Source organism: Starkeya sp. ORNL1, from assembly GCF_012971745.1.
Taxonomy (GTDB): Bacteria; Pseudomonadota; Alphaproteobacteria; order Rhizobiales; family Xanthobacteraceae; genus Ancylobacter.
The window spans coordinates 4182230-4206701 of the sequence record NZ_CP048834.1; the positions used below are offsets into that span (position 1 = coordinate 4182230).

At 64.1% G+C, this 24472-nt stretch carries 24 protein-coding genes and 1 tRNA gene; 15 read left to right on the forward strand and 10 right to left on the reverse strand.

The genetic code is table 11. From position 1 onward, the window contains the following. The first annotated feature begins 16 nt into the window (after positions 1-16). Complete coding sequence (locus G3545_RS19915; protein ID WP_170014989.1) at positions 17-727, forward strand: ABC transporter substrate-binding protein; 711 nt, start codon at positions 17-19, stop codon at positions 725-727. After that, complete coding sequence (locus tag G3545_RS19920; protein ID WP_170014990.1) at positions 724-1050, forward strand: cupin domain-containing protein; 327 nt, start codon at positions 724-726, stop codon at positions 1048-1050. The genes G3545_RS19915 and G3545_RS19920 overlap by 4 nt, the downstream gene beginning before the upstream one ends. Positions 1051-1258: 208 nt before the next feature. On the opposite strand, the gene G3545_RS19925 is transcribed toward G3545_RS19920, so the two are convergent. Further along, entirely contained in the window at positions 1259-1741 is a 483-nt protein-coding gene (locus G3545_RS19925; RefSeq protein WP_170014991.1) for an aromatic acid exporter family protein, read from the reverse strand. A gap of 622 nt (positions 1742-2363) precedes the next feature. On the opposite strand from G3545_RS19925, the gene G3545_RS19930 reads away from it, so the two are divergent. The 4 genes from G3545_RS19930 (at position 2364) to G3545_RS19945 (ending at position 9812) form a co-directional block, all read left to right on the forward strand. Then, the gene (locus G3545_RS19930) at positions 2364-4994 is read left to right on the forward strand and encodes a decarboxylase (protein ID WP_348644657.1); all 2631 of its coding nucleotides are present in this window, start codon (positions 2364-2366) and stop codon (positions 4992-4994) included. Between the two features lie 21 nt (positions 4995-5015). After that, positions 5016-6716: a transporter gene (locus G3545_RS19935; protein WP_170014993.1), complete on the forward strand. Its 1701-nt coding sequence runs from the start codon at positions 5016-5018 to the stop codon at positions 6714-6716. 87 nt (positions 6717-6803) lie between these two features. Next, complete coding sequence (gene aspT, locus G3545_RS19940) at positions 6804-8489, forward strand: aspartate-alanine antiporter (protein ID WP_170014994.1); 1686 nt, start codon at positions 6804-6806, stop codon at positions 8487-8489. A 180-nt stretch (positions 8490-8669) separates the two neighbouring features. Beyond that, positions 8670-9812 carry an AraC family transcriptional regulator gene (locus G3545_RS19945; protein ID WP_170014995.1) on the forward strand — a complete coding sequence of 381 codons (1143 nt, stop codon included), beginning with the start codon at positions 8670-8672 and terminating at the stop codon, positions 9810-9812. Between the two features lie 5 nt (positions 9813-9817). On the opposite strand, the gene G3545_RS19950 is transcribed toward G3545_RS19945, so the two are convergent. The 4 genes from G3545_RS19950 to G3545_RS19965 form a co-directional block, all read right to left on the reverse strand. Then, a complete protein-coding gene (locus tag G3545_RS19950; RefSeq protein WP_170014996.1) occupies positions 9818-10483 on the reverse strand; it encodes a Crp/Fnr family transcriptional regulator in 666 nt (221 codons plus the stop codon). 187 nt (positions 10484-10670) lie between these two features. After that, complete coding sequence (locus G3545_RS19955; protein ID WP_170014997.1) at positions 10671-11321, reverse strand: BON domain-containing protein; 651 nt, start codon at positions 11319-11321, stop codon at positions 10671-10673. 184 nt (positions 11322-11505) lie between these two features. Beyond that, positions 11506-12600 carry an AI-2E family transporter gene (locus tag G3545_RS19960; protein WP_170014998.1) on the reverse strand — a complete coding sequence of 365 codons (1095 nt, stop codon included), beginning with the start codon at positions 12598-12600 and terminating at the stop codon, positions 11506-11508. A gap of 274 nt (positions 12601-12874) precedes the next feature. Continuing rightward, a tRNA-Arg gene (locus G3545_RS19965) sits at positions 12875-12951 on the reverse strand. Between the two features lie 165 nt (positions 12952-13116). On the opposite strand from G3545_RS19965, the gene G3545_RS19970 reads away from it, so the two are divergent. After that, on the forward strand, positions 13117-13287 hold the full coding sequence (locus tag G3545_RS19970) for a hypothetical protein (RefSeq protein WP_170008857.1): 171 nt from the start codon (positions 13117-13119) through the stop codon (positions 13285-13287). Between the two features lie 22 nt (positions 13288-13309). Here G3545_RS19970 and G3545_RS19975 read toward each other — a convergent pair whose 3' ends face one another. Beyond that, positions 13310-14209, reverse strand: coding sequence for an SDR family oxidoreductase (locus G3545_RS19975; RefSeq protein WP_170014999.1), 900 nt, complete (start codon positions 14207-14209; stop codon positions 13310-13312). A 15-nt stretch (positions 14210-14224) separates the two neighbouring features. Further along, on the reverse strand, positions 14225-14965 hold the full coding sequence (locus G3545_RS19980) for an SDR family oxidoreductase (protein ID WP_170015000.1): 741 nt from the start codon (positions 14963-14965) through the stop codon (positions 14225-14227). A 111-nt stretch (positions 14966-15076) separates the two neighbouring features. Between G3545_RS19980 and G3545_RS19985 the strand changes: the two genes are divergently transcribed. Further along, positions 15077-16000, forward strand: coding sequence for a LysR family transcriptional regulator (locus tag G3545_RS19985; RefSeq protein ID WP_170015001.1), 924 nt, complete (start codon positions 15077-15079; stop codon positions 15998-16000). Positions 16001-16154: 154 nt separating this feature from the next. Here the strand turns inward: G3545_RS19985 and G3545_RS19990 are convergent, their stop codons facing one another. Beyond that, the gene (locus G3545_RS19990) at positions 16155-17024 is read right to left on the reverse strand and encodes a fumarylacetoacetate hydrolase family protein (protein WP_170015002.1); all 870 of its coding nucleotides are present in this window, start codon (positions 17022-17024) and stop codon (positions 16155-16157) included. A gap of 179 nt (positions 17025-17203) precedes the next feature. Between G3545_RS19990 and G3545_RS19995 the strand changes: the two genes are divergently transcribed. Then, positions 17204-18085 carry a sugar phosphate isomerase/epimerase gene (locus G3545_RS19995; RefSeq protein ID WP_170015003.1) on the forward strand — a complete coding sequence of 294 codons (882 nt, stop codon included), beginning with the start codon at positions 17204-17206 and terminating at the stop codon, positions 18083-18085. Further along, positions 18063-18497 (forward strand): heme-binding protein, encoded by a 435-nt coding sequence (locus tag G3545_RS20000; RefSeq protein ID WP_170015004.1) that lies wholly within the window; start codon positions 18063-18065, stop codon positions 18495-18497. Before G3545_RS19995 ends, G3545_RS20000 begins: the two co-directional genes overlap by 23 nt. 2 nt (positions 18498-18499) lie before the next feature. Here G3545_RS20000 and G3545_RS20005 read toward each other — a convergent pair whose 3' ends face one another. After that, positions 18500-19225: an FCD domain-containing protein gene (locus tag G3545_RS20005; protein WP_246702490.1), complete on the reverse strand. Its 726-nt coding sequence runs from the start codon at positions 19223-19225 to the stop codon at positions 18500-18502. A 40-nt stretch (positions 19226-19265) separates the two neighbouring features. Then, positions 19266-19409 (reverse strand): hypothetical protein, encoded by a 144-nt coding sequence (locus G3545_RS20010; protein ID WP_170015005.1) that lies wholly within the window; start codon positions 19407-19409, stop codon positions 19266-19268. On the opposite strand from G3545_RS20010, the gene G3545_RS20015 reads away from it, so the two are divergent. The 5 genes from G3545_RS20015 to G3545_RS20035 all read left to right on the forward strand — a co-directional run bounded on the left by G3545_RS20015 (position 19408) and on the right by G3545_RS20035 (position 24355). Beyond that, on the forward strand, positions 19408-20403 hold the full coding sequence (locus G3545_RS20015) for an ABC transporter substrate-binding protein (RefSeq protein ID WP_170015006.1): 996 nt from the start codon (positions 19408-19410) through the stop codon (positions 20401-20403). The two genes, G3545_RS20010 and G3545_RS20015, sit on opposite strands and share 2 nt — an antisense overlap. A gap of 80 nt (positions 20404-20483) precedes the next feature. Then, on the forward strand, positions 20484-21473 hold the full coding sequence (locus G3545_RS20020) for a tripartite tricarboxylate transporter substrate binding protein (RefSeq protein ID WP_170015007.1): 990 nt from the start codon (positions 20484-20486) through the stop codon (positions 21471-21473). Positions 21474-21652: 179 nt separating this feature from the next. Then, positions 21653-22102, forward strand: a complete 450-nt coding sequence (locus tag G3545_RS20025) for a tripartite tricarboxylate transporter TctB family protein (protein ID WP_170015008.1) — start codon at positions 21653-21655, stop codon at positions 22100-22102. Beyond that, on the forward strand, positions 22099-23619 hold the full coding sequence (locus tag G3545_RS20030; RefSeq protein ID WP_348644586.1) for a tripartite tricarboxylate transporter permease: 1521 nt from the start codon (positions 22099-22101) through the stop codon (positions 23617-23619). Before G3545_RS20025 ends, G3545_RS20030 begins: the two co-directional genes overlap by 4 nt. A gap of 235 nt (positions 23620-23854) precedes the next feature. Further along, positions 23855-24355, forward strand: a complete 501-nt coding sequence (locus tag G3545_RS20035; RefSeq protein WP_170015009.1) for a DUF1993 domain-containing protein — start codon at positions 23855-23857, stop codon at positions 24353-24355. Positions 24356-24472: the final 117 nt, after the last annotated feature.

The following is a 24472-nucleotide window of genomic DNA, read 5'->3' on the forward strand; positions in this document are numbered from 1 at the left end:
AGACGGGGAGCCGCCAATGACGCTTCAGACACTCGTCCCAGGCACGCTCCGGGTGGCGTCCGCCGTGCCGGATCCTCCGTTCGAGATGATGCAGTCCGGCGCGCTCGCCGGTTTTGATATCGACCTCATGCGCGCCCTCTGCGGGGAAATCGGACTGAAATGGGAGCCGTGCCGGTACGAAGGCGGCGACTTCAACGGCATCTTCGACGGCCTAGCCAACGGTGAATGGGACTGCGTCGCGTCGGGGACAACAATTACGCCGGACCGGGAAACCAAGGCTGACTTCTGCCAACCCTATCTGGTGTCCGGCCAAAGCCTTGTCTGCAACGTGGAGCGCACACCGGGCGCGACTTCGATCGAAGACCTCCGGGGCCAGATCGTCGCTGTCCAGAAGGGGAATACCTCCCAGCCTGTCGTCGAACGTCTGAAAGCCGAAGGAAAGATAGGCGACGTTCGGCTGTACCCATATCACGGCATAGGCGACATGCTCGACGACCTGGAGGCCGGGAAAATCGCGGGTATCATGAAGCTGGCGCCCGTCATGCACTGGCTGACACGCGATCGAGCCTCGCTCCGTGTCGTGCAAGAGAACATAACCAACGAAAAGCTCGGCATCTGCGTTCGACGGGGTAATGACGAACTACGGCAAGCGCTTGATGACGCGCAATCACGACTCGTCTCGAATAGAACGATGAAGGCCCTTACATCCAGGTGGATTGCAACATGACGAAATGCATTCGTCTATTCACCGGTCCTGACGGCCGCTCGCATGTGGAACACATTTCCTTGCCGATCGGTCTTCATCAGAAGGTCAGCGCCGCTCACTTCGAGGAAAGTCCGCCCCACGCTTCATTGGATTGGCACACCGCGCCCTGCGAGCAGTATGTCATCACGCTGAGCGGTACGCTTGAATTCACGACGCGCGATGGGGAGGGCTTCGTGCTCGCGCCCGGCGACGTGCTCCTGGCAACCGACACGACGGGCACAGGGCATCGGTGGCGCCTGGTAGATGATGCCCCGTGGCGCCGCATGTACGTCGAATTCGCCTGATCACCCCGGTGGGCACGACAGTGGTGTCCGCCGCTGTGCTGGCCACTGGCCTATTTGTGTACACATTTTGCTTTGAGTGATCGGCCTGCTGCTCGCCTTGATCGACACCCGGCGCGGTAAGAAAGGTTGCAGATTGGCGAGCGGCGACGGGGCGCATCTCAATTCACATTGCATCTTCCATCAAGGTGCTTGGCTCGTCATGCAGGTCTCAAGGCCCCTCATCCTTGAGATCGATCCGGATGAGGTGCGGCACCGCACTCACGCCCCATGCTACGATTACGCCCAGCAATGTCTCGATGAAGCGGTCCAGGGCATAGGTCCACGGCTCGCCACGATGCTCGATCAGGATGAGCCCGCAAATATAACCTGCGACTTTCGCACCGTCGCTCATGCGCAGGGCCTGGCATGCGATCATTGCGACCAGGACACTGAACCCGAGGGAAAGCACGCCGGGCCCCATAGCCTGACTGAGTGCCGCACCGGTCGCAGCACCAACGATCGTTGATGCTATCCGTGTCAGCCCCAACTTCCTCGATAGTTGCGGCGAACGATCGGTGACAATAACGGCGGCTATAAAGGCGTAGATTGGGTGGTTCAATTGCAGGAAATCCGCGAGAGCAAACGCAATCGCCGCAGCTAACGCGACGCGCAGTGCAAGCAGAACGCCGACGAATTCCGTCCGATGGTTCACGACGCGTCCCAGGCCTCGTCGGGTCGCAGGATTTCAGTGCTGGGCGAATCAAGTGTGCCGCGGCTGGCCGTGGCCCAGCTCCGCGAGCGAGCCACGGCGAATATAGGCCCACCGGGCGCGTACGCTTTGCATTTCGCGACAGCGGAGAAAGCGACGGGTCACTTGCTCGAAAATTGGTCGGCTTCGTAGTCGCAAAAAGTCAAGCAGGGACGCTACGGAAAGCAGAAAGTGATTGCTCGCGTCGGCCCACTTGTCAAGCTTGGCTGGTCTACGCGAAAGCAAAGTTCCGTGTATCGGGCGACCCAGATCTTGCGAGTTTGAGCATGGCGATTGGTTGCCAGTGCATGAAACGCGTGCGCGCTTTCGGCAATCGCCCCTCATACCTTCGGGTATGCGTGAGGGCGGTGGTTCTTACCAACCCTGGGTGCGCGCAGCGCGCACAGATTTACGCCTGGCACCCCCAGACTCTCACATCAAATCCTGTGCCGCGCCGGGGTCCATGAGTCCCGGTCGTTCGGCAGCACGCCATTCATTCGACGGGGAGGCACTCATGAGCGAAGCAGCCGGCACACGGATCGATGCGTTCTTCGTCCTTCATTCTGCCCGGGCGGATAGCTGGCGCATGGCCCATAACTTGGCCGAGGGCTGGGTTGCAGGTTCCGCGACTCGGGGGGACGTGAAGGCCGCGCTGGCTGACTTGAGCGTGCTTGAGGAGTTCCACGCGTTCCCGGGGGCGCGGGTCATGCGCGCCCTCGACCAACTCATCGCTGCCGATGACGCAGCCGGCGCTGCGGCGCTCATTCGCCAGATCTCCGAGGCCGTCGTCACGAACCGCGAAATCATGGATACGTCGGGGCAATCGACCGGTTCAGCTGATGAAATACCGGATTTGCTGCCAGTCGGCCTCGGCGTGCGCGAGCATCGCAGGCCGTCCTTCGAGACCTTGTTCGTTACGCTCCAGCCGCGCTCGCGTTGGCCCGCACTGGCCGACGAAATGAGGCGAATGCGCCGGCCCGAAGACCAGTTCATCTATGAGTGGGTGTTCGTCGGGTCGCTGGAAGACGCGGTCTGCGCAGCAATCGTCAATCCGCGGATAGCAGCCGTGGTGACGACCGACGACATGCCCTATCGCTCCCAGCATGACGCCCCGGTTCTTCGCTCCGTCCTCGACCCCATCCTCAACTATTCGGGTGATCAGGCGACCGGAATCGACCTTGCCAGGGTTCTGAAGAACCTCCGGCCGGAACTCGACCTCTACATCCTTTCGGACCGCAATGTCGAAATGCTTGCGGGCGACCCGAAGGCCGATTGCGTACGCCGTATCTTTTACGCCGTCGAAGAGCCGCTGGAACTCCATCTTTCGATCCTGGAAGGCGTCGCCGCGCGTTTCGAGACGCCGTTCTTCGACAATCTGAAGCGCTACACGCAGCGCCCCATCGGCACCTTCCATGCCCTGCCGATCGCCCGCGGAAAATCCGTGTTCAGGTCCGAATGGATCCGGGACATGGGCGAATTCTATGGCATCAACCTGTTCCTCGCCGAGAGCAGCGCGACCACCGGCGGCCTCGACAGCCTGCTGGAGCCCACCGGCAACATCAAGAAAGCCCAGGAATATGCGGCGCGCGCCTTTGGCGCCGACCATGTTTTCTTCGTCACCAACGGCACCTCGACCAGCAACAAGATGGTGGTACAGGCGCTGATGAAGCCCGGCGACATCGCGATCATCGATCGCAATTGTCACAAGTCGCACCATTACGGGATGGTCTTGAGCGGAGGGCAGCCGATCTATGTCGAGGCATATCCGCTGACCCGCTATTCGATGTACGGCGCGGTGCCGCTCAGTACGGTCAAGAAGGTCATGCTCGACTTGCGTGCCGAAGGCCGGCTCGACCGGTTGCGCCTGCTCGACCTGACGAACTGCACCTTCGACGGCCACATGTACAACACGCGCCGTGTGATGGAGGAATGCCTCGCGATCAAGCCGGATCTGATCTTCCTGTGGGATGAAGCCTGGTCCGGCTTCGCCCATTGGTCGCCATTCCTGCGCCCGCGCACCGCGATGGGCGCGGCGGCTGCGATCGAAGACTGGATGCGCCAGCCGTCCTCGGTGGAGGCTTATGAAAAGCAGCAGGCGGAACTCGGCAAGAAGCCGACAGATGCGACGCTCCTGGAGACCCGTCTGATTCCCGACCCGCGCAAGATCCGGCTGCGCGTATACCAGACGAACTCCACCCACAAATCGATGTCCGCGATCCGCCAGGGTTCAATGGTGCTGGTGCACGACGTCGACTTCGCCCATGTCGAGAGCCAGTTCCACGAGGCCGTGTTCACCCACGCCTCGACGAGCCCAAACCAGCAGCTCATCGCCAGCCTGGACGTCGCGCGGCGGCAGATGGAGCTCGAGGGGTATGGGCTCGTGATGAACGCGATCTCCATTGCGCTGAAGATCCGCGCGGCGGTGAACCAGCATCCACTGATCTCGAAATATTTCAGGGTACTTGGCGCCGACGACCTGATCCCGGCCGAGTACCGCAAATCGGGTTTCGTCGACTTCCTGCGGTCCGGCGTGAACTGGGGCGATATCGCCAAGGCGATGCGAGAGGACGAGTTCTATCTCGATCCGACGCGGATGACCCTGGTCTGCGGCACCGCGGGTTTCGACGGCACCCAGTTCAAGGGGCTTCTTGCGAGCAAGTACAACATTCAGCTGAACAAGACCTCGCGCAACTCCGTGCTTCTACAGTCCAACATCAACAATACGCGCAGCGACATCGCTCATCTCATCCGGGTGCTGGTTGAGATTTCGCGTGGGATCGAGAACGACCTGAACAGCGGCGGTGCCGGCGGGCAGGCCGCCTTCAAGGCGCGCGTGAAGTCCCTGATGGACGATGTACCCGATCTGCCGAACTTCAGCCATTTCCACCCGGCATTCCGCAAGGAGGCCGGCAAGAAAACCCCCGAAGGCGACATGCGCAGCGCCTTCTACGGCGCCTATGTCGAGGACGAATGCGAATACGTCCCGCTGAGAGGGGCGGCGATCGACAAGCGTCTCGAAAGCGGCCCCGACCTCGTCTCCGCAAATTTCGTGATCCCCTATCCGCCGGGCTTCCCGATCATGGTTCCCGGACAGGTACTGACCCGCGAGACCATCGACTTCATGCGCAAGCTCGATGTGAAGGAGATCCACGGCTACGAGGCGGCGAAGGGGCTCAAGCTCCTGCGCCCCGACGTTCTCAATGGCAAAAAGCAGTAAACGCGGCAGGGGCAGACGACGATGAACAGCTTTTTCCAGTATCTGGCGGCCAATCCGTACATTCTGCTTTTCCTCACCGTCGGCCTGGCGATCTGGATCGGCCGGCAGAGCATCGGCGGCTACGGGCTCGGCATGGTGGCCGCGGCGATTATCGTCGGGTGCGGCCTCTCCGTCTGGGCGTCGAGCTATGGCGTGAAGCTTGAGCTGAACAACTTCACCAAGTCGATGTTCTACTACCTCTTCATGTACGGGGTCGGCCTGCGCGTAGGCCCTTCCTTCGTGAACAGCCTCGGCGGCGACGGGCTCAAATTCACCGGTCTCGCGGTGGTGAGCTGCGTTATAGGCCTTTTCCTGGTGGTAATCGGCGCGCGGCTCTTCGACCTTCCGCTAGGGGCAGCTGGTGGAATGCTGGCCGGGTCCCAGACCATGTCGGCGGCGATCGGCTCCGCCGAGGAGGCCGTCAATGCCGGTGTGGTCGCTCTCCCGCCGGGAACGACCGCGGAGCAGGTCTCGTCGATGATCGCGCTTTCCTACGGGATCACCTACATCTGGGGCACGGTCGGCATCATCCTGATCACCAAGTATTTGCCGGCGTGGTGGGGCGTCGATGCCCGCGCCGCCGCGCGCGAGTATGAGGTCAAATACGGCGTTGCCAGCGGCGACACTCCGACCCTCAGCGCCTGGACGCCCGGCGCAATCCGCGCTTATCAACTGGACAATCCCGAATGGTCCGGCAAGAGCGTCGGTGCGCTGCTCAAGAGCCATCCCGAATATCGGGTCGTCAATGTCGTGCGTGACCGCGCAAGGCTCGACCTTTCGGACAATCTCGTTCTCAGGATTGGCGATGTCATCGCGCTGGGCGGCCGTCGCGAGACGATGACCGAGAAGATGGGCCTGATCGGCCCGGAAGTATCCGATCGGCTCGCCCTCGATATACCGCTCGATCAGGCTGAAGTCCTGGTCACGAACCGGGATATGCTCAAACGCAGCCATGAGGAAATGCGGGCGCTGCCCGGCGTCAACCAGGTCCAGGTGGTCAAGCTTGAACGTGGCGGCGTGACGATCCCGATCGGCTCCAACACCGTTCTGCAGCGGATGGACGTCCTCACCGTGGTTGGCCTCAAGGATGCGGTGAGCCGGGTCGGCGCCATGTTCGGCCGCATCGTCCGGCCAAGCGCTGCGACCGACCTGCTGACACTTTCATTCGGAATGGTGCTGGGCCTGCTGATCGGGGCTATCCAGTTCCCGGCCTTCGGCGCGTCGGTTGGGCTTGGCAATGCGGGCGGCCTTCTGGTCGCTGGCGTGATCGTCTCGTCTGTGTCCTCGCGTCTACGTTTCTTCGGTAATACACCGAACGCCGCGCGCAACGTTCTCGAGGATCTCGGTCTTGTCGTGTTCGTCGCCATTGTCGGCATCAATGCGGGCAATTCCCTGTTGACGCAGTTGACCGGCCTGGTCGCGCTCAAGATCTTCATTGTCGGCTTCATCGCCTGTTCGATCCCGCCGGTCGTGGTGTGGGCGATCGGGTATCACGTCTTCAAGATGAACGCGGCGGTGCTCATGGGCGGTGTTGCTGGAGCGCGGAGCCATTCCGGTCCTTGCCGCGAGGCCGCCGTCGAAATCCAGAGCAACGTTCCCTGGATCGGCTTCCCTGTGGCCTATGCGGTCTCCGGCGTGCTGCTGACCGTGTTCGGCTACTTCGCGATGCTCCTGTCCAGTTAGGCCGCGGGATGCGTGCCCAGGGAGGCGTGTCGGCTGGATTGCCGCACGTCTCCCTCGCGCTGGTTTCGGTAAAAGGGGTGCCGGATCATGGACTACATCGCCTCGGCGCTGCGGCAGAATCCGGAGCTGGCGATCTTCCTGACAATTGCGGTCGGCTTCCTGATCGGGCGATTCAAATTCGGCAGTTTCAGCCTCGGCATCGTCGTCGGGTGCCTGCTGGCGGGCGTGCTGATCGGCCAACTCGGAATTCAGGTTCCCTCGTTGGTCAAGACCATCTTCTTCGATCTTTTCCTCTTCACGACCGGCTACAAGGTCGGACCGCAGTTCTTTCGGGGGCTGAAGGGCGATGCCATACCCCAGCTCACGCTGACCGTCCTGATCTGCGTATCCTGCCTGCTGACGGCATTCATACTCTCCAAGCTGATTGGCTATGATGTCGGCACTGCGGCCGGCCTCCTCGCGGGTGCATTCTCGGAATCGACGGTGATCGGCACAGCGGGCGACGCGATCAACCGCCTCGCCCTGCCGGAGGCCGAGAGGGCGGCACTGATCAACAATATTCCCGTTGCCTATGCCGTCACTTATCTCGTCGGAACGGCCGCCCTCGTCTGGTACATCCCGACCATCGGCCCCAAGCTGATGCGGACCACCCTGCGCGAGGAGGCGGCGCTGATCCGCGCAAAGACGCAGTCGGGTGGAGGGCTGGAGCAGGGCTTCCTCTCTGCCGCGCGTCCCTTTGATATTCGCGCCTACCGCGTCGCCAACCCGACGCTGTTCAACAGGACCATCGCCGACCTCGAGGCGACGCCGAAAGACATTCGGGCGTTCGTCGTGCGCGTTCGCAGCGGAGAACAGCTACTCGACCCCGCTCCCACGCTTGTCATTCGGGAAGGCGATGTCATCGCGGTGATATCCCGGCATGAGGTTCATGCGCTGCGCGGCGATGTGATCGGACCCGAGGTCAGCGACAAGGCGCTGCTCGATCTGCCGGTCGAGTCCCTGGATGTGGTCGTCACCAACCGGAAATTCGTTGGAAAGTCATTGGGCGAACTGGCAAGCCTCGATCTGGCGCGAGGCGTGTTCCTGTCGAAGCTGTTGCGATCCGGGCTGGAGATCCCGGTAGCCCCCAATACGCGGATCGACCGGGGCGATGTCATGCGCCTGATCGGCACCGTCACCGACGTGGAGCGGGCGGCGAAGGACATCGGCTATCCCGACCGCTCCACGGCTGCCACGGACATGATCTTCGTAGGTACGGGAATATTTCTTGGCGGACTCGTCGGACTGCTCTCTGTGGTGGTCTGGGGCGTGCCGCTGACGCTGACCGCGAGCGGCGGGGCGCTGGTGATGGGCCTGGTCTTCGGTTGGCTGCGAAGCGCATATCCGTTCTTCGGCCGCATCCCGGAGGCGGCCGTATGGATTTTCGACACGCTTGGACTGACCATCTTTATTGGCATTGTCGGCTTGAGCGCAGGACCGAGCTTCGTCTCCGGCCTGCAGACCACCGGCGCCAGCCTGGTCGTCGTGGGCCTTGTGTCGTCGCTGCTTCCTCACACGCTCGGCATCCTCTTCGGCCGCTATGTGTTGAAGATGAACCCGCTCATCGTCCTTGGCGCCTGCGCCGGCGCAGGGACCATCACCGCCGCGCTCCGTGCGGTGCAGGATGAAGCCCAAAGCAGCTATCCCGCGCTCGGCTACACCGTCCCCTATGCTGTCGGCAACATTCTGCTCACGGCGTGGGGACCGGTCCTCGTTGCAATGATGTCGTTCTGACGCCAAACCGCCGGGTGTCCTGCGACCTCGCCTCGTGGCATGGCGGCGGCGGCGTCTGACCCCAGGCCTTTGACTTCCCCATTTGATGGTCGAGCAAGTTTAACATCCCGAACTTGACCAAAATCAATGCCGGCTTCCGCGGAAGGCTCAAAGTTACAATGAGGCTTCTGGGAGGGCGAAATGGGGAGCGTCACTTCAGACTTAATAATGAATTCATCGCCAGTTCAAATCCTGGCGCGCGCATTTCTTCCCGATATAATCGAAGATCTTGGATCGAATTACTTCGAGTTAATTGGATCAATTAATAACATCGAAAAATTGCCGCGAAGCGAGGTGCCCACAGAGTATCATCGGCTGGCAAATTTATTGAAGAACGCGGCCGAACTCACCGACTGCGAGCATATCGGGATATTGCTTGGCCAGGCCGGCGACACGGATTCGTTCGGGCCACTTTACTTCGAAGCCTTGAAGGCACCGACGATCCGGTCTGCCATCAGCGGGATCGCCGCGGAGTTCCGCTCGCAGGATCGGGGCGCGATCATCGAACTGACGACTGGGGATGTCGCTTGCCTGAGGTACATAATCATAGACCCTGCGATCGATAGCGGCGCGATCATTTCGGATGCTGCTCTGGCAATCGCCAGGCGAATTCTGGTCGAGCTGTGCGGTCCCGGCTGGGCGGCTGAACTGGTGGAACTTTCGCGGCGAGAACCGCGCGACTGCCGCCCCTATCGTCACCACTTCAGATGTCCCATCGCCTTCAATTCGACCGTGGCCGCCATCCACTTTGACGGTGCATGGCTCGATCGGCCCATAGCCACCCGCCGCGTCCCTCGCCACCTTGCTGCTGAACTCATTCCGCGCGCGTCCGGCGACCCGGAAATGACCGAGCGCGTCGTGCTGCAATTAAGCCGCAGCATCTCGACGGGAGCAGCAATTTCCGCAAGCAAGGTCGCCCGGCTCTTTGGGATTTGCGACAGAACCCTCCAGCGTGAATTGACGAAAGCACAGACGAGCTATCGCTGCCTTTCGGACGATGTGCATTTCGGCGTGGCCAAGCGCCTCCTCCAGGATACCGACATGCCCGTCACGGAGATCGCCCTGGCCTTGGGTTATGCCGATGCCTCGGTGCTGACCCGTGCGTTCACCCGCTGGGCGGGAACCTGCCCCTCGGAATGGCGATCCCGCAAACAGCCGCAATCTGCCGTGCCGACCGATGCGGAGGAAACTGTGCAGCGTCCTGCGGCCGCGCAAAACGCCCTGAGACCGCCGCCCATTTGCGCCCAGGCGCGCCGAGAGGTGCGCTCGCGCGCTGTAATTTGAGGCGATTAGGCTTCGGAATACGGCGCGGCGGCCCCGGCCTCCATAACGCGGGAGGCGTTCTCCTCGGGCGGCGTCGAACCACCTGCTGTACTCGATCGATCACGCGCACGGCGCTTTCTTCCGCCTATTTCCCCGCGATCCTGAAGAATTCTCAGTGATCTCGACAACGTTTCAGGCGTTATAGCCAGGTAATCCGCCACATCCTTGTGACTTATGGGCATTCGCCGCGGGCTGGTCGCGCCGCCAAATATGCCATGCTTCAACAGAAACTCGAAAAACCAGGAGACGCGGTCAACGGCCGAAAGATGTGCGACCCGTTCGACGTGATGGGCAAGCTCTCGATAGGCTTGCGTGGAATGATCCATCAATTCCAGTGCGGCCAACGAATTGGCGGCGCATAATTCCATCACGGAATGCAGGGAATATCGGATCAGATCGACGGCTGTGACAGCCTCTGCCGAAGTATTGCGCCGCTCGCTGCAAATTCCGAAGATTTCGCCTGGTATGGCAAAACGGACGATCTGCCGTGCTCCCTGCGGGCCATTGACCTGTAGACGTACGCAGCCTCGCCGGATGCGGTACATCGCCTCCGAGAGTTCGTCTTCATCATAAATGACCTGTCCCTTTTGAAACCGGACCGGCCAATGGGCAGCCTGATCCAGGGCGGACATGTCCCCTCTCAGCATGGCAGCGGCTCGACATTCCGGACAGCATAGTACTCATTTACTGTAGTACCTTACGCCGCATGCGCGCAATTGCATATGTTGATTTTGGTCAATATTCATCTTGGAGATTTCCGTAGCGGGCGCCAAGCCGAATACTGTCCCGGAGCGGCTCGATCGATCGGGAGCGGCAGGTTCAGGACACGACGAGCAGATCCTCGACTGCCAGGACACCTGGTGCCGACCACGCCGCGCGCTCGGCCGCGGAACGCTCCAACCAGGTGCTCACCTTGCCTTCCAGCGTTACCATGTTGCCGTTTTTGACGATCACGCGAATGGCGCGGGCCTCGAGTTCGGCGCTGCGGCTCAGCGCCGCCTCGATGGCCTTCCCGATGTCGTACGCAGCATCCGCGCACGGCCTGAGCTCGATCAGGTTCGTGACGCCAACGACCCCGCTGAGCCTGCCGACGGCGCTCTCGGCCGCTTGCCGCTGGTAGTGCCAGTCAACTGTACCGCCGAGTTCGACCCATCCTTTCTTGACCCCGACCTTGACGCCGCTCGGCACCCTTTCGTCCCACTCCAGAGTGTTGCGCGATCGACGGGTGATTTCGGCGTCGTTCAGGATCTTGCCGGATGGACAGCTCACTTCGATCTGCTCGGTGACAAAGCGCACGCTCTTGACGCGGCAAGCGGCCTTCTTCGCTGCTCGCTTCTCCGCATGGCTGCGCACGTGTCCCGTCAACGTCACTGCTCCGTCACCGACCGCGACGTTGATGTGGCTGGCGTCGACACTGGGCTCGAAATCGAGTTCGTCGGTGATGATGAGCCGTAATTGCTTGTCGTTCATACTCATCCTCCAGTGCGCGAAGCTGTTCCGCGAGACGGAAGTGATCTGTGCAATCGCTGCGATACTCTCGGGTTACTCGTTTACGAACAGGACATCCGTTGTGCGAACCATAGAGGCGGCCCGCGCGGGAAGCCGTGCAGCAGGAGAAGGAGGCCGTCGCTGGTCTCACCTCCGAGATCGGCATTCAGCTGCCTTCAGTTCCATCAGGTTCCGCTTCCGTTTCGCGGAGCCATTCTGCGAACAGCACATAGCCAACAGACAAGACCACCGGCCCGGTGAAGAGGCCGATCATGCCATCGACGAGAAGTCCCCCGAGAACTCCGATCAGGATCAGCGGCATCGGCACGTCGAGGCCGCGGGCCAGCATCAATGGCCTGAGCACATTGTCGCTCGCTCCCGCAATACCCGTCCAGACTGCAAAGATGACCGCGGTGGACGTAGGCTCGTGCATGAAGATGTAAACGATTGTCGGCAAGGTTATCAGCGCCACGGGTATCTGGAGTATTCCGAATATGAGCGCCAACAATGACAATGCGCCGGCGGAGGCAAGTCCAACCCCGAAGAAGCCGATTCCCACCAGCACCGCCTGAATGAACGCCACGCCGATAACGCCCTGCACCACCGCGCGGATCGTTGACGTTATCAGCGCAATGAAGAGCTTGGCACGCCTGTTACCGGCGACACGGGCAGTGACGGCCGCCGCGAAGCGTTGCGCTTCATCGCCGTAGGCAAGCAGCACCGAGGCGAGGAGCAGGGAAACCAGTCCGGTGAGCAGTCCTCCTGCCAACCCGGCGGCAAAGCCGCCGAGCCAATTTGCGCCGTCACGTATCTGCTCCCGATACTGCTGCAACGCGGCCGGCAGATCATTGGCGATGGCGTCCCATCGCTCGCTCAATCGCGCGCCGATCATGGGAATCCGCTCCAGCCAGATGGGCCGGGCAGGGATGGGAACGCCATATTCGTTTATGTAGGCGACGATCTGCGCCGCAGAGCGGATGACAGAATCTGTCGCCAACACGATCGGCAGCAGAATCAATAGGCTCCCGGCCACGCCGATGATCACGGCAGAGACGGCATTGTTCATGCCCGTGCGCTGGCGAAGCCAGACATGCAAGGGATTTACCATAACCGCCATCAGAATGGTCCAAAGCAGCACCATGAGGAACGGGCTCATGATGCGGAAGCACGCATAGGCGAGCGCGGCGATGAGGGCCAACCGCAAGGCCACATCGACGAACGCATGAGCCGTCAATGGGTTTTTCGCTTCGGGCACCCTCATGACCTCGGATCCATGATCCTCCCGCGTAATGAGGGTGGGCTTCGGCATCCCACCTTGTCGGGTTCTTCCGCTTTTGTGCCGTTGCCGAACGACGTGCTCTAAAGGTGCCCCGGAAATGCCCCGACTACACGGAATTCAGCGGATTCTGATCCTATCGATTATATCGTTGCGCCGGCGCTTGCTTGACCATTTGCGTCAGCCCGGTGACAGGGCGAGCGACAGAACTCATGCCTCTGGATTTCTCAGCTATCGCGAGCCGCCGCGAGCGAGAATTTGGTGTCCCGGAAGGGATTCGAACCCCTGACCTGCGGTTTAGGAAACCGCTGCTCTATCCTGCTGAGCTACCGGGACCAACCGATGTGGCCGTATCGTGCGACGGGTGCACGGCACAGCCACGCTTATGATCGGATCGGGGTAAGTGTTCAAGAGCCGAGCAAGCCGGAGCTGATGCATGTTGCGATTGACGTCGCCGCGCATCGCGTTCGCAATAGGGGCATCTTGCGGGAATAGCGGCTCATGATCGCGATCGGTTGCCTTGCTCCTCTGATCCTCGCCGTCGCCGGCATCATCGGCGGCCATCTGGTCGCCGGCTCCGACGGCGCGCTCTGGGGCGGCGGCATCGGCGTCGTTGCCGGCGGCGTGATCCTCGGCGCGTTCGGCTGGCTGGCGGGGCGGCTCAAGGAATAGCGCGCCGCCCCCGTCGCCCGTATCACCGCCCACGCGCCGGCTTCAGCACATCCTCCAGTCCGATGCGCCGCAGCAGCTCGGCGCGGACCCGGTCCGCGACGCCGTTGACGATCTCGGCGCCGTCGGACGACGGGTCGATGTGGACGCGGAACGTGCGCTTGCCGAACGGGGTGTCGACCACGCGGGCAATGGCGCGGGCCACTTCCTCGGGATCGGCGTCTTCCGGCCCCAGCATGGCCAAACCCTTGAGCGCGGTCTCGGCGAGATCGGCGGTCGGGCCGTCGGCATACGCGCTCGCCCGCGCCTCGTCCGCCGGCTTGCCGGAATGGGTGAAATGATTGGTGCCCTTTGTGAAGGCGCCGGGCACGATAATCGAGGTCTCGATGCCCCAGCGCGCCAGTTCGCCGGCATAGCTCACCGCAAGTGCGTCCATGCCCGCCTTGGCGGCGAAGTAGGGCGCGAGATAGGGAGGCGTGCCGCCGCGCGTGCTCGATGACGACACCCAGACCAAGAGGCCCTTGCCCTGCTTGCGCAGCGGCGGCAGCGCCGCGCGGTTCACCCGCTGCGTGCTCAGCACATTGATGTCGTAGAGCTGCGCGAACTGCTCCGGGGTGAAGGCTTCCGCCGGGCCGAACGACATGTGGCCGGCATTGTGCACCACCACGTCGAGCCGACCATGCTCGGCTATGAGTTTGGCGATGGCGGCATCGACGGATTGCTGTGAGGCGACGTCGAGCTCGATGGTGCGCAGGTCGACGCCGTGTTCCTTTGCATAGGCCGCGACGGCTGCGACCTGCGGGGCATTGCGCCCGAGGGTCTCGCGCATGCTGGCATAGACGGTGTGGCCGGCGGCCGCGAGTTCATTGGCGGCCATGCCGCCGAAGCCGCTGGAGGCGCCGGTGACGAGGATGATGTAGGACATTGTTCTTTCTCCCGCTCAGATGATGCCGCCATTGGCGCGTAGCACCTGGCCGTTGATCCAGGAGCCGTCCGGGCCGGCGAGGAAGGCGACGGTGTTGGCGATGTCCTGCGGCTGGCCGAGCCGCTCCAGCGGGGCGAGCTTGGCCAGGTGGTCGATCATCTCCTGCGGCTTGCCGTCCAGGAACAGCCCGGTTGCGGTCGGGCCCGGGGCCACGGCATTGACGGTGATGTTGCGGCCGCGCAGCTCCTTGGAGAGCACGTGGGTCATCGCCTCGACACCCGCCTTGCTGGCGGCATAGACGGCATAGGTCGGCTGGTAGAGGCCGACGACGCTGGAAGAGAAATTGACGATGTGCCCGCCGGTGCGCAGGCGCCTGGCCGCCTCGCGCAGCGTGTTGAAGGTGCCCTTCAGATTGACCGACACGACGCGATCGAACAGCGCGTCGTCGGCGTCCGCGATGCTGGCGAGCGGCATGATGCCGGCATTGTTCACCAGCACGTCGACGCCGCCGAAGGCGGCCTCGGCCGAATCGAACATGCGGCGCACGGCATCGGCATCGCTGACGTCGGCCTTGGCGGTCAGCGCCTTGCCGCCGGCCTGCTCGATGGTGTGGGCGAGCGCCTCGGCGGGGGCGGCATCGCCGGAGTAATTGATGATGACGGTGAAGCCGTCCCTGGCGAGGCGGTCGGCGATCGCGGCGCCGATGCCGCGAGAGGCGCCGGTGACGATGGCGACTTTTCCGGTTGCGTTTGACATTGCCTTGTCTCCTGGCCGGCACCGCGCCGGCAGGGAAAGTGCTACGCCTTTCGCTGTTACGGATAATCTGGTCTATTCCGGCAAGATAATTCGGATATTGGGAACAATTGTGTGGACCGGATCGACGCCATGCGCGCCTTCAACCGGATCGTGGAGCGGCGCAGCTTCACGCTTGCAGCGCAGGATCTCGGTCTGCCGCGCTCGACCCTCACCGAGGCGGTGCAGCAGATGGAGGCGCGCCTTGGAGTCCGGCTGCTGCAGCGCACGACGCGGCAGGTGCGGCCGACGCTCGATGGCGAGGCCTATTACCGGCGCTGCCTGTCGATCCTCGCCGATATCGAGGAGGCCGAATCCGCCTTTACCGGCGCCACGCCCAAGGGCGCGTTGCGCATCGATGTGCACGGCACGTTGGCGCGGCATTTCATGCTGCCGGGCCTGCCGCATTTCCTCGCGCGTTATCCGGACATCCATCTGCACATTGGCGAGGGCGACCGCTTCGTCGATCTCATCCGCGAGGGCGTCGATTGCGTGCTGCGCGTCGGCCAGCCGGCGGACGGCTCGATGGTCGGGCGGAGGATCGCGCTGCTGGAGGAGGGCACCTTCGCCAGCCCGGCCTACCTCGCCCGGTACGGCACGCCGCAATCACCGGACGCGCTCGACGGTCACCTCATGATCGGCTTCGTTTCCTCGGCGAGCGGCAATGTGATCCCGCTGGAATTCACCGTCGGCGGGCAGGTGCGAAATGTGGTGATTCCGACGGCGCTCACCGTGATGGCGGCGGAGACCAATGCCGCCGCCGCGCTGCTCGGACTGGGATTGATCCAGGTGCCGCGCTATCGCGTCGCCCGCGAGTTGGCTGCGGGCGAACTCATCGAGGTGCTCGGCGATTTCCCGCCGTCCCCTTCGCCGGTCTATGTGCTCTACCCGCACAGCCGCCAGCTCTCGCCGCGGGTGCGGGTGTTCATCGACTGGATCGCGGGTGAGTTCGCCGCGCGCGTGCCGGCGAGCCAGGTCGGAAAGGCTGGTCCGCAATAGAAAACGTGCTGTGACCGCGCCTTTTCCCCCTCTCCCCGTTGGGGAGAGGGCTGGGGTGAGGGGTCTGCGCGGCGCCGCAATCGTGCTCCCCCTCACCGACCCGCTTCGCGGGCCACCTCTCCCCACCGGGGAGAGGGAGAGATAAGTCCGCTCTTCAAGCGTCGGCGATCGGGTTGCTCAGCGTGCCGATGCCGTCGACCTCAACCTCGACGATGTCGCCGGCCTTCATCCACACCGGCGGCGTGCGGGCATAGCCGACGCCGGAGGGCGTGCCGGTGGCGATCACGTCGCCGGGCTCCAGCGTCATGACCTCGGAGAGCAGCGAGACGGTGCGGGCGACGCTGAAGATCATGTCGGAGGTGTCGCTCTCCTGCATGACCTTGCCATTGAGCCGGGTGCGGATGCCGAGGCCGTGGGCGCCGGGCGGCAGGGCGTCGGCAGTGGCGATCACCGGGCCGAGCGGGCCGGTGGCGTCGAAATTCTTGCCGGCGGTCCACTGCGTCGACTTGCGCTGATAGTCGCGCACCGAAACATCGTTCATGAGGGTGTAGCCGAACACGTAGTCCAGCGCGTCGGCCTCGGCGACGTCGTGCGCGGTGCGGCCGATGACGATGGTGAGCTCGCACTCGTAGTCCAACTTCTCCGAGACGCGCGGGCGCAGCACCGGCGCGCCGGGCGCGACCAGCGAAGACTGCACGCGGATGAAGAAGGCCGGATAGTCGGGGATCGGATTGCCGCCTTCCTTGGCGTGCAGCGCGTAATTGAGCCCGACGCAGAGGATCTTGCCGGGCTGCGGCACCGGCGGCAGCAGGCTGACCGAGGCGAGCGGCTGGCGCACCGAGGCGGGCGCTCCCGGCAGCGCGGCGGCGATCCTGTCCTTCAGCGCCGGCCATTGCTCGATGAGGCCGATCATGTCGCCGGGCGCATCGCGCACGAGATCGCGGACCGCGATCACCTCGGTGCCCTCCACGACGCCGACGGTGGGGACGCCGCCGTCGCGGCTGCGGAAACTGGCTAGATGCATGGTCTGTCCTCGATTGGCGGCACATCGCTCCCACGGGCGAGCGCGGGGCGGCGGCGATCATAGGCAGTCCGCGTGCGCGGGCGAATGCCCAATTAGCCGATTGGTTTTCGCGGCGCAGCATCCATTTGCCGGCACCGTCGCTAATATGCATTCACTTTTGGTCCGCAGGGGTGGCACGATTGAGTGACGCGTTCCGATTGGCATTGCATAGCTGGACCACCGATACGACCCCGTTGCCGGCGGTGCTCGATGCCGCGCGCGTAGCCGGCTTCGATGCGGTCGAACTGCGCCGGCTCGATTTCGTCCGCTGCTTCGAAGCGGGCCAGAGCCGCGACGACGTGGTCGAGACGATACGCACAGGTGGCATCCCGCTCGGCATCCTCGGCACCGAATATGGCTGGTTCTTCGTCGAGGGCGAGGAGCAGCGCCGGCTGTTCGACGTGCTGCGCGAGACCTGCGAGATTGCGGTCGAACTCGGCTGCGACATGCTCATGAGCGCGCCCGGCCAGGTCACCGGCACGGTGGCGCAGGCCATCGCGGCAACGAAGATTGCCGGCGACATCGTCGGCGAATATGGGCTGCGCCTTGCTCTGGAGTTCAATTCCCAGCACCCGGTGGTCAACAACACCAATGTGCTGCGCGAGATCGTGGCCGGCGCCGGGCATGCGCATTGCGGCCTGTTGCTCGATGCCTACCATCTGCAGCGCGGGCCGGGGATCGCGGCGGGCCTTGCCGGCGTGCGCGGCGAGGAGATCTTCGTCTTCCAGTACAGCGATGTCCCGCCGGTTCCCGAGGCTGGCGTGCGCCGCCCGGTCGATCGCCTGCCGCCCGGCGACGGCGTGGTCGACTGGGACGAATTGTTCGGCCGGCTGCGTGACATGGACTATCGCGGCTATCTCTCCTACGAGGCGCCGAACCCGGTACTGTGGGAGCGCCCGGCCGTCGAGGTCGCCATCGAGGGCGTCGCCCGGACGCGCGCGCTGCTGGCCGGGGTGCCGTTTCCCACCATCGATTCATCTGCCGAGCGGAGCAGCAAAGATGTCCAACGTCACCCTGGCTGAGGCCGACACCATCATCGCTTCGGCCCTGGCCAAGGCCCGCGAGAACTCTTTCGAGCCGTTGACCGTGGTGGTGCTGGATGCCGGCGGCCATCTCGTCGCCGCCAAGCGCGAGGATGACAGCGGGATCCTGCGCTACGAGATCGCCTTCGGCAAAGCCTATGGCGCGCTTGGCTTCGGCTTCGGCTCGCGCACGCTGGCCGGCCGTGCCGCTAAGGTGCCGATGTTCTTCACCGCGGTCTCTGCCGCCGCCGAGGGCCGCATCGTGCCGGTGCCCGGTGGGGTCCTGGTCCGCAATGCGGCGGGGCGCGTCGTCGGTGCGGTCGGCATTTCCGGCGACACCGGGGACAATGACGAGGCCGCCGCGCTGCGCGGCATCGAGGCCGCCGGGCTGACCGCCGATCCCGGGGCGTGAGGTTACGCCCGCACCGGCCCCTCGGTCGGGCCGGCGAGCAGGCGGGAGCGGATCGAGACCAGATGCGCGCGCATGTGCTCGGCCGCCGCATTGGTGTCGTGGCGGATGATCGCCTCGCACACCACGTCGTGCTCGAGGAAGCTGACATGGTCGGCCGGCGGCGTGACGTCGGTGCGCAGCGTCTGCCACACCAGTGAGCGGCGCACCGCGTTCAGCGTTTCGAACAGCGTCATCAGGAGCTTGTTCTTGCTCGCAGCGGCAATCGCGTAATGCAGGCGATTGTCCCAGGATTCATACATGCCCCAGCTCTTGGCCTCGCGGCAGCGCCGGTTGCACAGGCGCAGTTCCGCGAAGTCCGAGCGCACGCCATGGACGGCGGCGAGGCGCGCCAGCTCGGGTTCGATGGCGAGCCGCGCCTCCATGATCTGCACCGCGCTGGTGATGCTCGAGAGGAACTGCACGTCGTCGAGGTTCAGCACGGGCCGGGCGCCGATGAAGGTGCCGCGGCCGACATGGCGCCACACCTGGCCTTCCGATTCCAGCACGCCCATCGCCTTGCGCAATTCCGCGCGGGTGACGCCGAGCAACGCGCTCAACTCGCGCTCGGGCGGCAGGCGGTCGTTCAGGCCCAGCGCCTGTTCGCCGAGATAGGCGCGCAGGCGCAGCAGCGTGTCGCCGTTCGGACGAGGGGAAGGCTTTGAAGAAAGCGGCTCGGCGGACATGGTCATGGCGCGACCAATAGCACAATTGGCTGCGTTTGCCGTCTTCTCACACGTTGCGTTTTCGGGTCAGTTTGCCGTCGGGTTGACGCTGAGACAGCCATGTCCGGAGCAAATTCTTCCGGCGGCCGGCATCAACACGACCAGAAACGAGCGAGAGGACCGCGCCGGGCGCGGTGGTGACGACACGCATGACCAAGCTTCGACTGTCGCTGGCCTGCACGCAGACCGACCGCGCCGCGCCGCTGCTCGATGGCCGCATTGCCATTGAGGGCTGCGAGATCATCCCGCTGCCGGGCCAGACCCAGGACATCTTTCGCCGTACGCTCAGCGAGCAGGCGTTCGACATCGCCGAACTGTCGATGTCGAGCCACATCGTGCAGTGCGGCCGCGGCGTCCAGGACTATGTCGGCGTGCCCGTCTTCCTGTCGCGCGCCTTCCGCCACGCCTCGCTCTATATCCGCACCGATCGCGGCATCGCCTCGCCCGCCGACCTCGCCGGGCGGACCATCGGCATCGAACAGTTCCAGCAGACCGTCGGCCTCTGGCTGCGTGGCATTCTTGCCGACCAGTATGGCGTGCGCACCCAGGATGTGAACTGGCGCACCGGTGGACTGGATGCGCCCGGCGGCGGCGAGCGTCTCGCGCTCAGCCTGCCGCCCGACATAAGGCTCGAGCCGATCGCGAAGGGCGACACCCTGAACGCCATGCTGGCCGACGGCCGGCTCGATGCGGTGATCGCGACGCGCCCGCCCTCCTGCTTCATGGCCGGAAGCGCGAACGTGGCGCGGATGTTCCCGGATTATCGCGCCGCCGAGATCGACTATTTCAGGGCCTCCGGCATGTTCCCGATCATGCATGGCGTCGTGGTGCGCCGCAGCCTCGTCGACCAGAATCCCTGGCTGCCGGCCGAGGTGTTCCGCGCCTTCGCCAAGGCCAAGGCCTACGCGCTCAACGAGCTGACGCTGATGAACGTGGCGCGCGTCAGCCTTGCCTGGATCGCCGAAGACGCTGCCGCGACGCGCGCCATACTCGGCAAGCAGATGTGGGCCTATGGGCTGGAGGAGAGCCGGCACGAGCTTTCCGCCATGCTGCGCTACGCTGCCAATGACGGGCTCACCGCCGGCGAGATCGCGCCCGAGGCGCTGTTCCATCCCTCGACGCACAAGCTGCGCGACGAAGCCTGACCCACCAAGCCGACCCATAAACCAAGCCGGCAAAAAAACTACCAAGGGACGAAACGCCAAACCAGAACGGGAGGAAGATCATGACCATGTCACGCCGGCTGCTGATCGCGGCCGTGTCGTCCGTCGCCATGCTCGGCATGCTGCCGGCCGGCGCCGGGGCCGCCGACTATCCGACCAAGCCGATCCGCGTCGTGGTGCCGGTGCCGCCCGGCGGGCCGACCGACATCATCGCCCGCCTGGTCGCCGAAGGGTTGCAGAAGAAATGGGGCCAGCCGGTCGTCGTCGAGAACAAGCCCGGCGCCTCCGGCATCATCGCCAATGAGGATGTCGCCGCCGCCGCGGCGGACGGCCACACCGTGCTGGTCGGCAATGTCTCGACCAACGCCATTAATGTCGCCGCGTATCCCGACCGCAAGGCGGCGGCCAGCCTGATCCCGGTAACCAATCTGATCCAGGTGCCCGGCGTGTTCGTCGGCAATTCCACCGTGCCGGCAAACTCGGCGAAGGAGCTGATCGAGGGCATGCGCTCCGGCGCCATCAAGAGCCTCAAATACGGCTCGCCCGGCATCGGCACCTATCCGCAGCTCGACGCCCTGATGCTGTTCAAGAAGGAAGGGGTGAAGGCGACCCACATTCCCTACAAGGGCGCCGCGCAGATCCTGCCCGCCTTGCTGGCCAACGAGATCCAGGTCGAGTTCCTGAATGAATCGACCGCGATCGGCCAGATCAAGGACGGCAAGCTGAAGCCCTATGCCGTCACCTGGACCGAGCGGCTGCCGGAGCTTGCGGATGTGCCGACCATGACCGAGCTCGGCTATGCCGGCATCGGCACCTCGGCCTGGCACGCCATGTTCGTCACCGGCGGCACGCCGCAGGCGGTGGTCGACAAGCTGCATGGCGGCGTGGTCGAGGTGCTGGCCGATCCGGACATCAGGCAGAAGACCGCCAACCAGTATCTCAAGCTGGTGCCGAGCAAGTCGGCCGCCGATTTCGCCGGCTTCGTCAAGGCGGAGACGGCCAAGTGGGGCACGGTGCTCGCCGAGAACGAGATCAAGCTGCCGGGGCAGTAGGTCTAGCGAGGCACGTCAGAGCCTTACTCGCACAGAACCACGTCATCCTGAGGTGCCGCGAAGCGGCCTCGAAGGATGCCCATCCCCAATGACGGCCTGCTGTTTCAACATCCTTCGAGGCTCGCTGCGCTCGCACCTCAGGATGACGTGGTTCCAAGTTCGGATTACGGGAGACCACCATGCTCTCGCGCGACTATCGCGACATCGTCACGGGAGCGGTGCTCACGCTCGCCGGGCTCATCTATGCCGGCTATGCAGCGATGAAGTACGACACCGGCACCATCAGCGAGATGGGCCCGGGCATGTTCCCGCTCGGGCTCGGCCTGATGCTGGCCGGGTTCGGCGTGGTGATCGCGCTGCCGGCGCTCAGGCGGGTCGGCGAGCCGGTTGAGGTCGAATGGCGGCAGGCGGTCGCCGTGGTTGCCAGCATCGTCGTCTTCGGCCTGCTGATCCGCCCGTTCGGCCTGGTGCCGGCGGTGATCGCGCTCACTTTGGTCGCCACGCTCGGCGACGACAAGCTCGGCCTGCGTGGCGCACTGCTGCTCGCCGCCGGAGTGACGGCGATGGCGGCGCTGATCTTCGTGGTCGGCCTCGGCATGCTGATCCCACTGGCGCGGTGGCCGCTATGATGGACGTATTCGCGACGCTCAGCGGCAATATCGGTATCGGGCTCGCCACCGCCTTCAGCCCGGCAAACCTGCTCTACTGCTTCATCGGCGTGTTCGCCGGCATGCTGGTCGGCGTGCTGCCCGGCATCGGCGCGGTGGCGGCGATGTCGATGCTGTTCCCGCTGACCCTCAACCTGGCGCCGACCTCGGCGCTGATCCTGCTCGCCGGCATCTGGTACGGCACCGCCTATGGCGGCTCGACCGCGGCGATCCTGCTCAATGTGCCGGGCTCAACCTCCTCGGCGGTGGCCTGCCTCGACGGCTATCCGATGGCCAAGCAAGGCCGCGCCGGCATCGCACTGATGATGACGACGGTCGGCTCCTTTTTCGGCGGTAGCGTCGGCATCCTGTTGATGATGCTGTTCTCGCCGGTGATCGTCGGCTACGCGATGGAATTCACCTCGGCCGAGTATTTCGCGCTGATGACGCTCGGCCTCGTCGCCGCCTCCACAGTGGCCGGCGAATCGGTGGTGAAGAGCCTTGCCATGGTGGTGCTCGGCATCATGTTCGGCACGGTCGGCATCGACGTCTATACCGGCGGCGAGCGCTTCACCTTCGGCCAAGCGAGCCTTTATGACGGCATCAGCATCGCGGCATTGGCGATGGGGCTGTTCGGCGTCTCCGAAGTCATCACCAGCATCCGCGCCGTGCACGGCGCGGATATCCGCAGCAAGTCGATCACGCTGCGCTCCATGATCCCCGGCCGGGACGACGTGAGGCGCTCGATGATGCCGATGGTGCGCGGCACCGCCATCGGCTCCTTCTTCGGCGCGCTGCCCGGCACCGGACCGGCGATCGCGGCGTTCCTGTCCTATGCGGTGGAGAAACGGGTGGCGCGCGAGCCGGAGCGCTTCGGCAAGGGCGCGATCGAGGGCGTGGTGGCCCCGGAGACCGCGAACAATGCCGCGGACCAGACCGCCTTCATCCCCACCATGACCCTCGGCATTCCCGGCAGCGCCACCATGGCGATCATGCTCGGGGCGCTGATGATCCAGGGCATCACGCCGGGCCCGAAGCTGATGAGCGAGCACCCAGACATTTTCTGGGGGCTGGTGATGAGCTTCTGGATCGGCAATCTCATACTGGTGGTGCTGAACATCCCGCTGATCGGGCTGTGGGTGCGCATCCTCACCGTGCCGTACCAGCTGCTCTATCCGGCGATCCTGATGTTCGTGTGCATCGGCGTCTACACCGTCAACACCAATACCTTCGACGTGTGGATGGTCGTGCTGTTCGGCGTGCTCGGCTATGCGATGCGCATCGCCGATTTGCCGGCGGCGCCGGTGCTGCTCGGCTTCGTGCTGGGGCCGATGATGGAGGAGCATTTCCGCCGCACCATGCTGGTGGCCGACGGCGATTTCCTGGCGCTGTTCCACCGCCCGGTCAGCGGCGTGGTGCTGGGACTGACGATCGCGATCCTCGCCTGGGGGCTGTGGAACACGCTGCGCCTGCACCGGGCGCGTCCCGCGTCACCATAAAAAGCGCCTCATGCTGAGGTGCGAGCAAAGCGAGCCTCGAAGGATGCTGAAGCAGATGGCGCTTGGCGTGAGCATCCTTCGAGGCCCGGCTGACGCCGGGCACCTCAGGATGAGGTCGCTGGGGGAGGTCGCTCCGCACCTGAAGGATTCGTGACAGCTTCCGCGCTGGACTTTCCCGGAGCGGTCGCTAGTCCAAGGCGCGACACACCCGTTTCCTCCATCACGGAGCTGCACCTTGTCCCTCTCCATCCACGACGTCTCGGTCCCGGTCTTCGTCCGGGCCTTCGGCAATCTGTCGGCCATCCTCGACAAGGCGGTCGAGCACGCCAAGGCGAACGGCCTCGACGAGGCTGAACTCGTCAATGCGCGGCTCGCGCCGGATATGCTGACGCTGGCCGGCCAGATCCAGCGCGCCAGCGATTCCGCCAAGGGCGCCGGAGCGCGCCTTTCTGCTGGCGACAATCCGAGCTTCCCCGACACCGAGGCGACCTTCCCGGAATTGCAGGCGCGCATCACCAAGACCATCGATTATCTTAATGGCCTGCCGACGGCGGCGTTCGACGGCGCGCGCGACGTGACGATCCCGATCCGCCGCCAGCCGGTGACGATGAGCGGGCAGGCCTATCTGCTCACCTTCGCGCTGCCGAACTTCTTCTTCCACGTCACCACCGCCTACGACATCCTGCGCCACAAGGGCGTCGGCGTCGGCAAGATGGATTATCTCGGCAATTTCTGAAGCCGGCTCCGGCGGCGCGCATCCTACGCGCCGCCGGGAAAATCTTCGGCAGAAGAGTCCGTTGACTCTTTTTCGTCGATGAGAACATATAGAGAACATCAGAGATCGAAGAGGTTT

Bases quoted from the DNA above. Each gene is read 5' to 3' on its own strand.
- G3545_RS19915 (WP_170014989.1), top strand. From the start codon at position 17: ATGACGCTTCAGACACTCGTCCCAGGCACGCTCCGGGTGGCGTCCGCC.
- G3545_RS19920 (WP_170014990.1), top strand. From the start codon at position 724: ATGACGAAATGCATTCGTCTATTCACCGGTCCTGACGGCCGCTCGCAT.
- G3545_RS19930 (WP_348644657.1), top strand. From the start codon at position 2,364: ATGGCCCATAACTTGGCCGAGGGCTGGGTTGCAGGTTCCGCGACTCGG.
- G3545_RS19935 (WP_170014993.1), top strand. From the start codon at position 5,016: ATGAACAGCTTTTTCCAGTATCTGGCGGCCAATCCGTACATTCTGCTT.
- aspT (WP_170014994.1), top strand. From the start codon at position 6,804: ATGGACTACATCGCCTCGGCGCTGCGGCAGAATCCGGAGCTGGCGATC.
- G3545_RS19945 (WP_170014995.1), top strand. From the start codon at position 8,670: ATGGGGAGCGTCACTTCAGACTTAATAATGAATTCATCGCCAGTTCAA.
- G3545_RS19950 (WP_170014996.1), bottom strand. From the start codon at position 10,483: ATGTCCGCCCTGGATCAGGCTGCCCATTGGCCGGTCCGGTTTCAAAAG.
- G3545_RS19955 (WP_170014997.1), bottom strand. From the start codon at position 11,321: ATGAACGACAAGCAATTACGGCTCATCATCACCGACGAACTCGATTTC.
- G3545_RS19960 (WP_170014998.1), bottom strand. From the start codon at position 12,600: ATGAGGGTGCCCGAAGCGAAAAACCCATTGACGGCTCATGCGTTCGTC.
- G3545_RS19970 (WP_170008857.1), top strand. From the start codon at position 13,117: ATGATCGCGATCGGTTGCCTTGCTCCTCTGATCCTCGCCGTCGCCGGC.
- G3545_RS19975 (WP_170014999.1), bottom strand. From the start codon at position 14,209: ATGTCCTACATCATCCTCGTCACCGGCGCCTCCAGCGGCTTCGGCGGC.
- G3545_RS19980 (WP_170015000.1), bottom strand. From the start codon at position 14,965: ATGTCAAACGCAACCGGAAAAGTCGCCATCGTCACCGGCGCCTCTCGC.
- G3545_RS19990 (WP_170015002.1), bottom strand. From the start codon at position 17,024: ATGCATCTAGCCAGTTTCCGCAGCCGCGACGGCGGCGTCCCCACCGTC.
- G3545_RS20000 (WP_170015004.1), top strand. From the start codon at position 18,063: ATGTCCAACGTCACCCTGGCTGAGGCCGACACCATCATCGCTTCGGCC.
- G3545_RS20005 (WP_246702490.1), bottom strand. From the start codon at position 19,225: ATGACCATGTCCGCCGAGCCGCTTTCTTCAAAGCCTTCCCCTCGTCCG.
- G3545_RS20015 (WP_170015006.1), top strand. From the start codon at position 19,408: ATGACCAAGCTTCGACTGTCGCTGGCCTGCACGCAGACCGACCGCGCC.
- G3545_RS20010 (WP_170015005.1), bottom strand. From the start codon at position 19,409: ATGCGTGTCGTCACCACCGCGCCCGGCGCGGTCCTCTCGCTCGTTTCT.
- G3545_RS20020 (WP_170015007.1), top strand. From the start codon at position 20,484: ATGACCATGTCACGCCGGCTGCTGATCGCGGCCGTGTCGTCCGTCGCC.
- G3545_RS20025 (WP_170015008.1), top strand. From the start codon at position 21,653: ATGCTCTCGCGCGACTATCGCGACATCGTCACGGGAGCGGTGCTCACG.
- G3545_RS20030 (WP_348644586.1), top strand. From the start codon at position 22,099: ATGATGGACGTATTCGCGACGCTCAGCGGCAATATCGGTATCGGGCTC.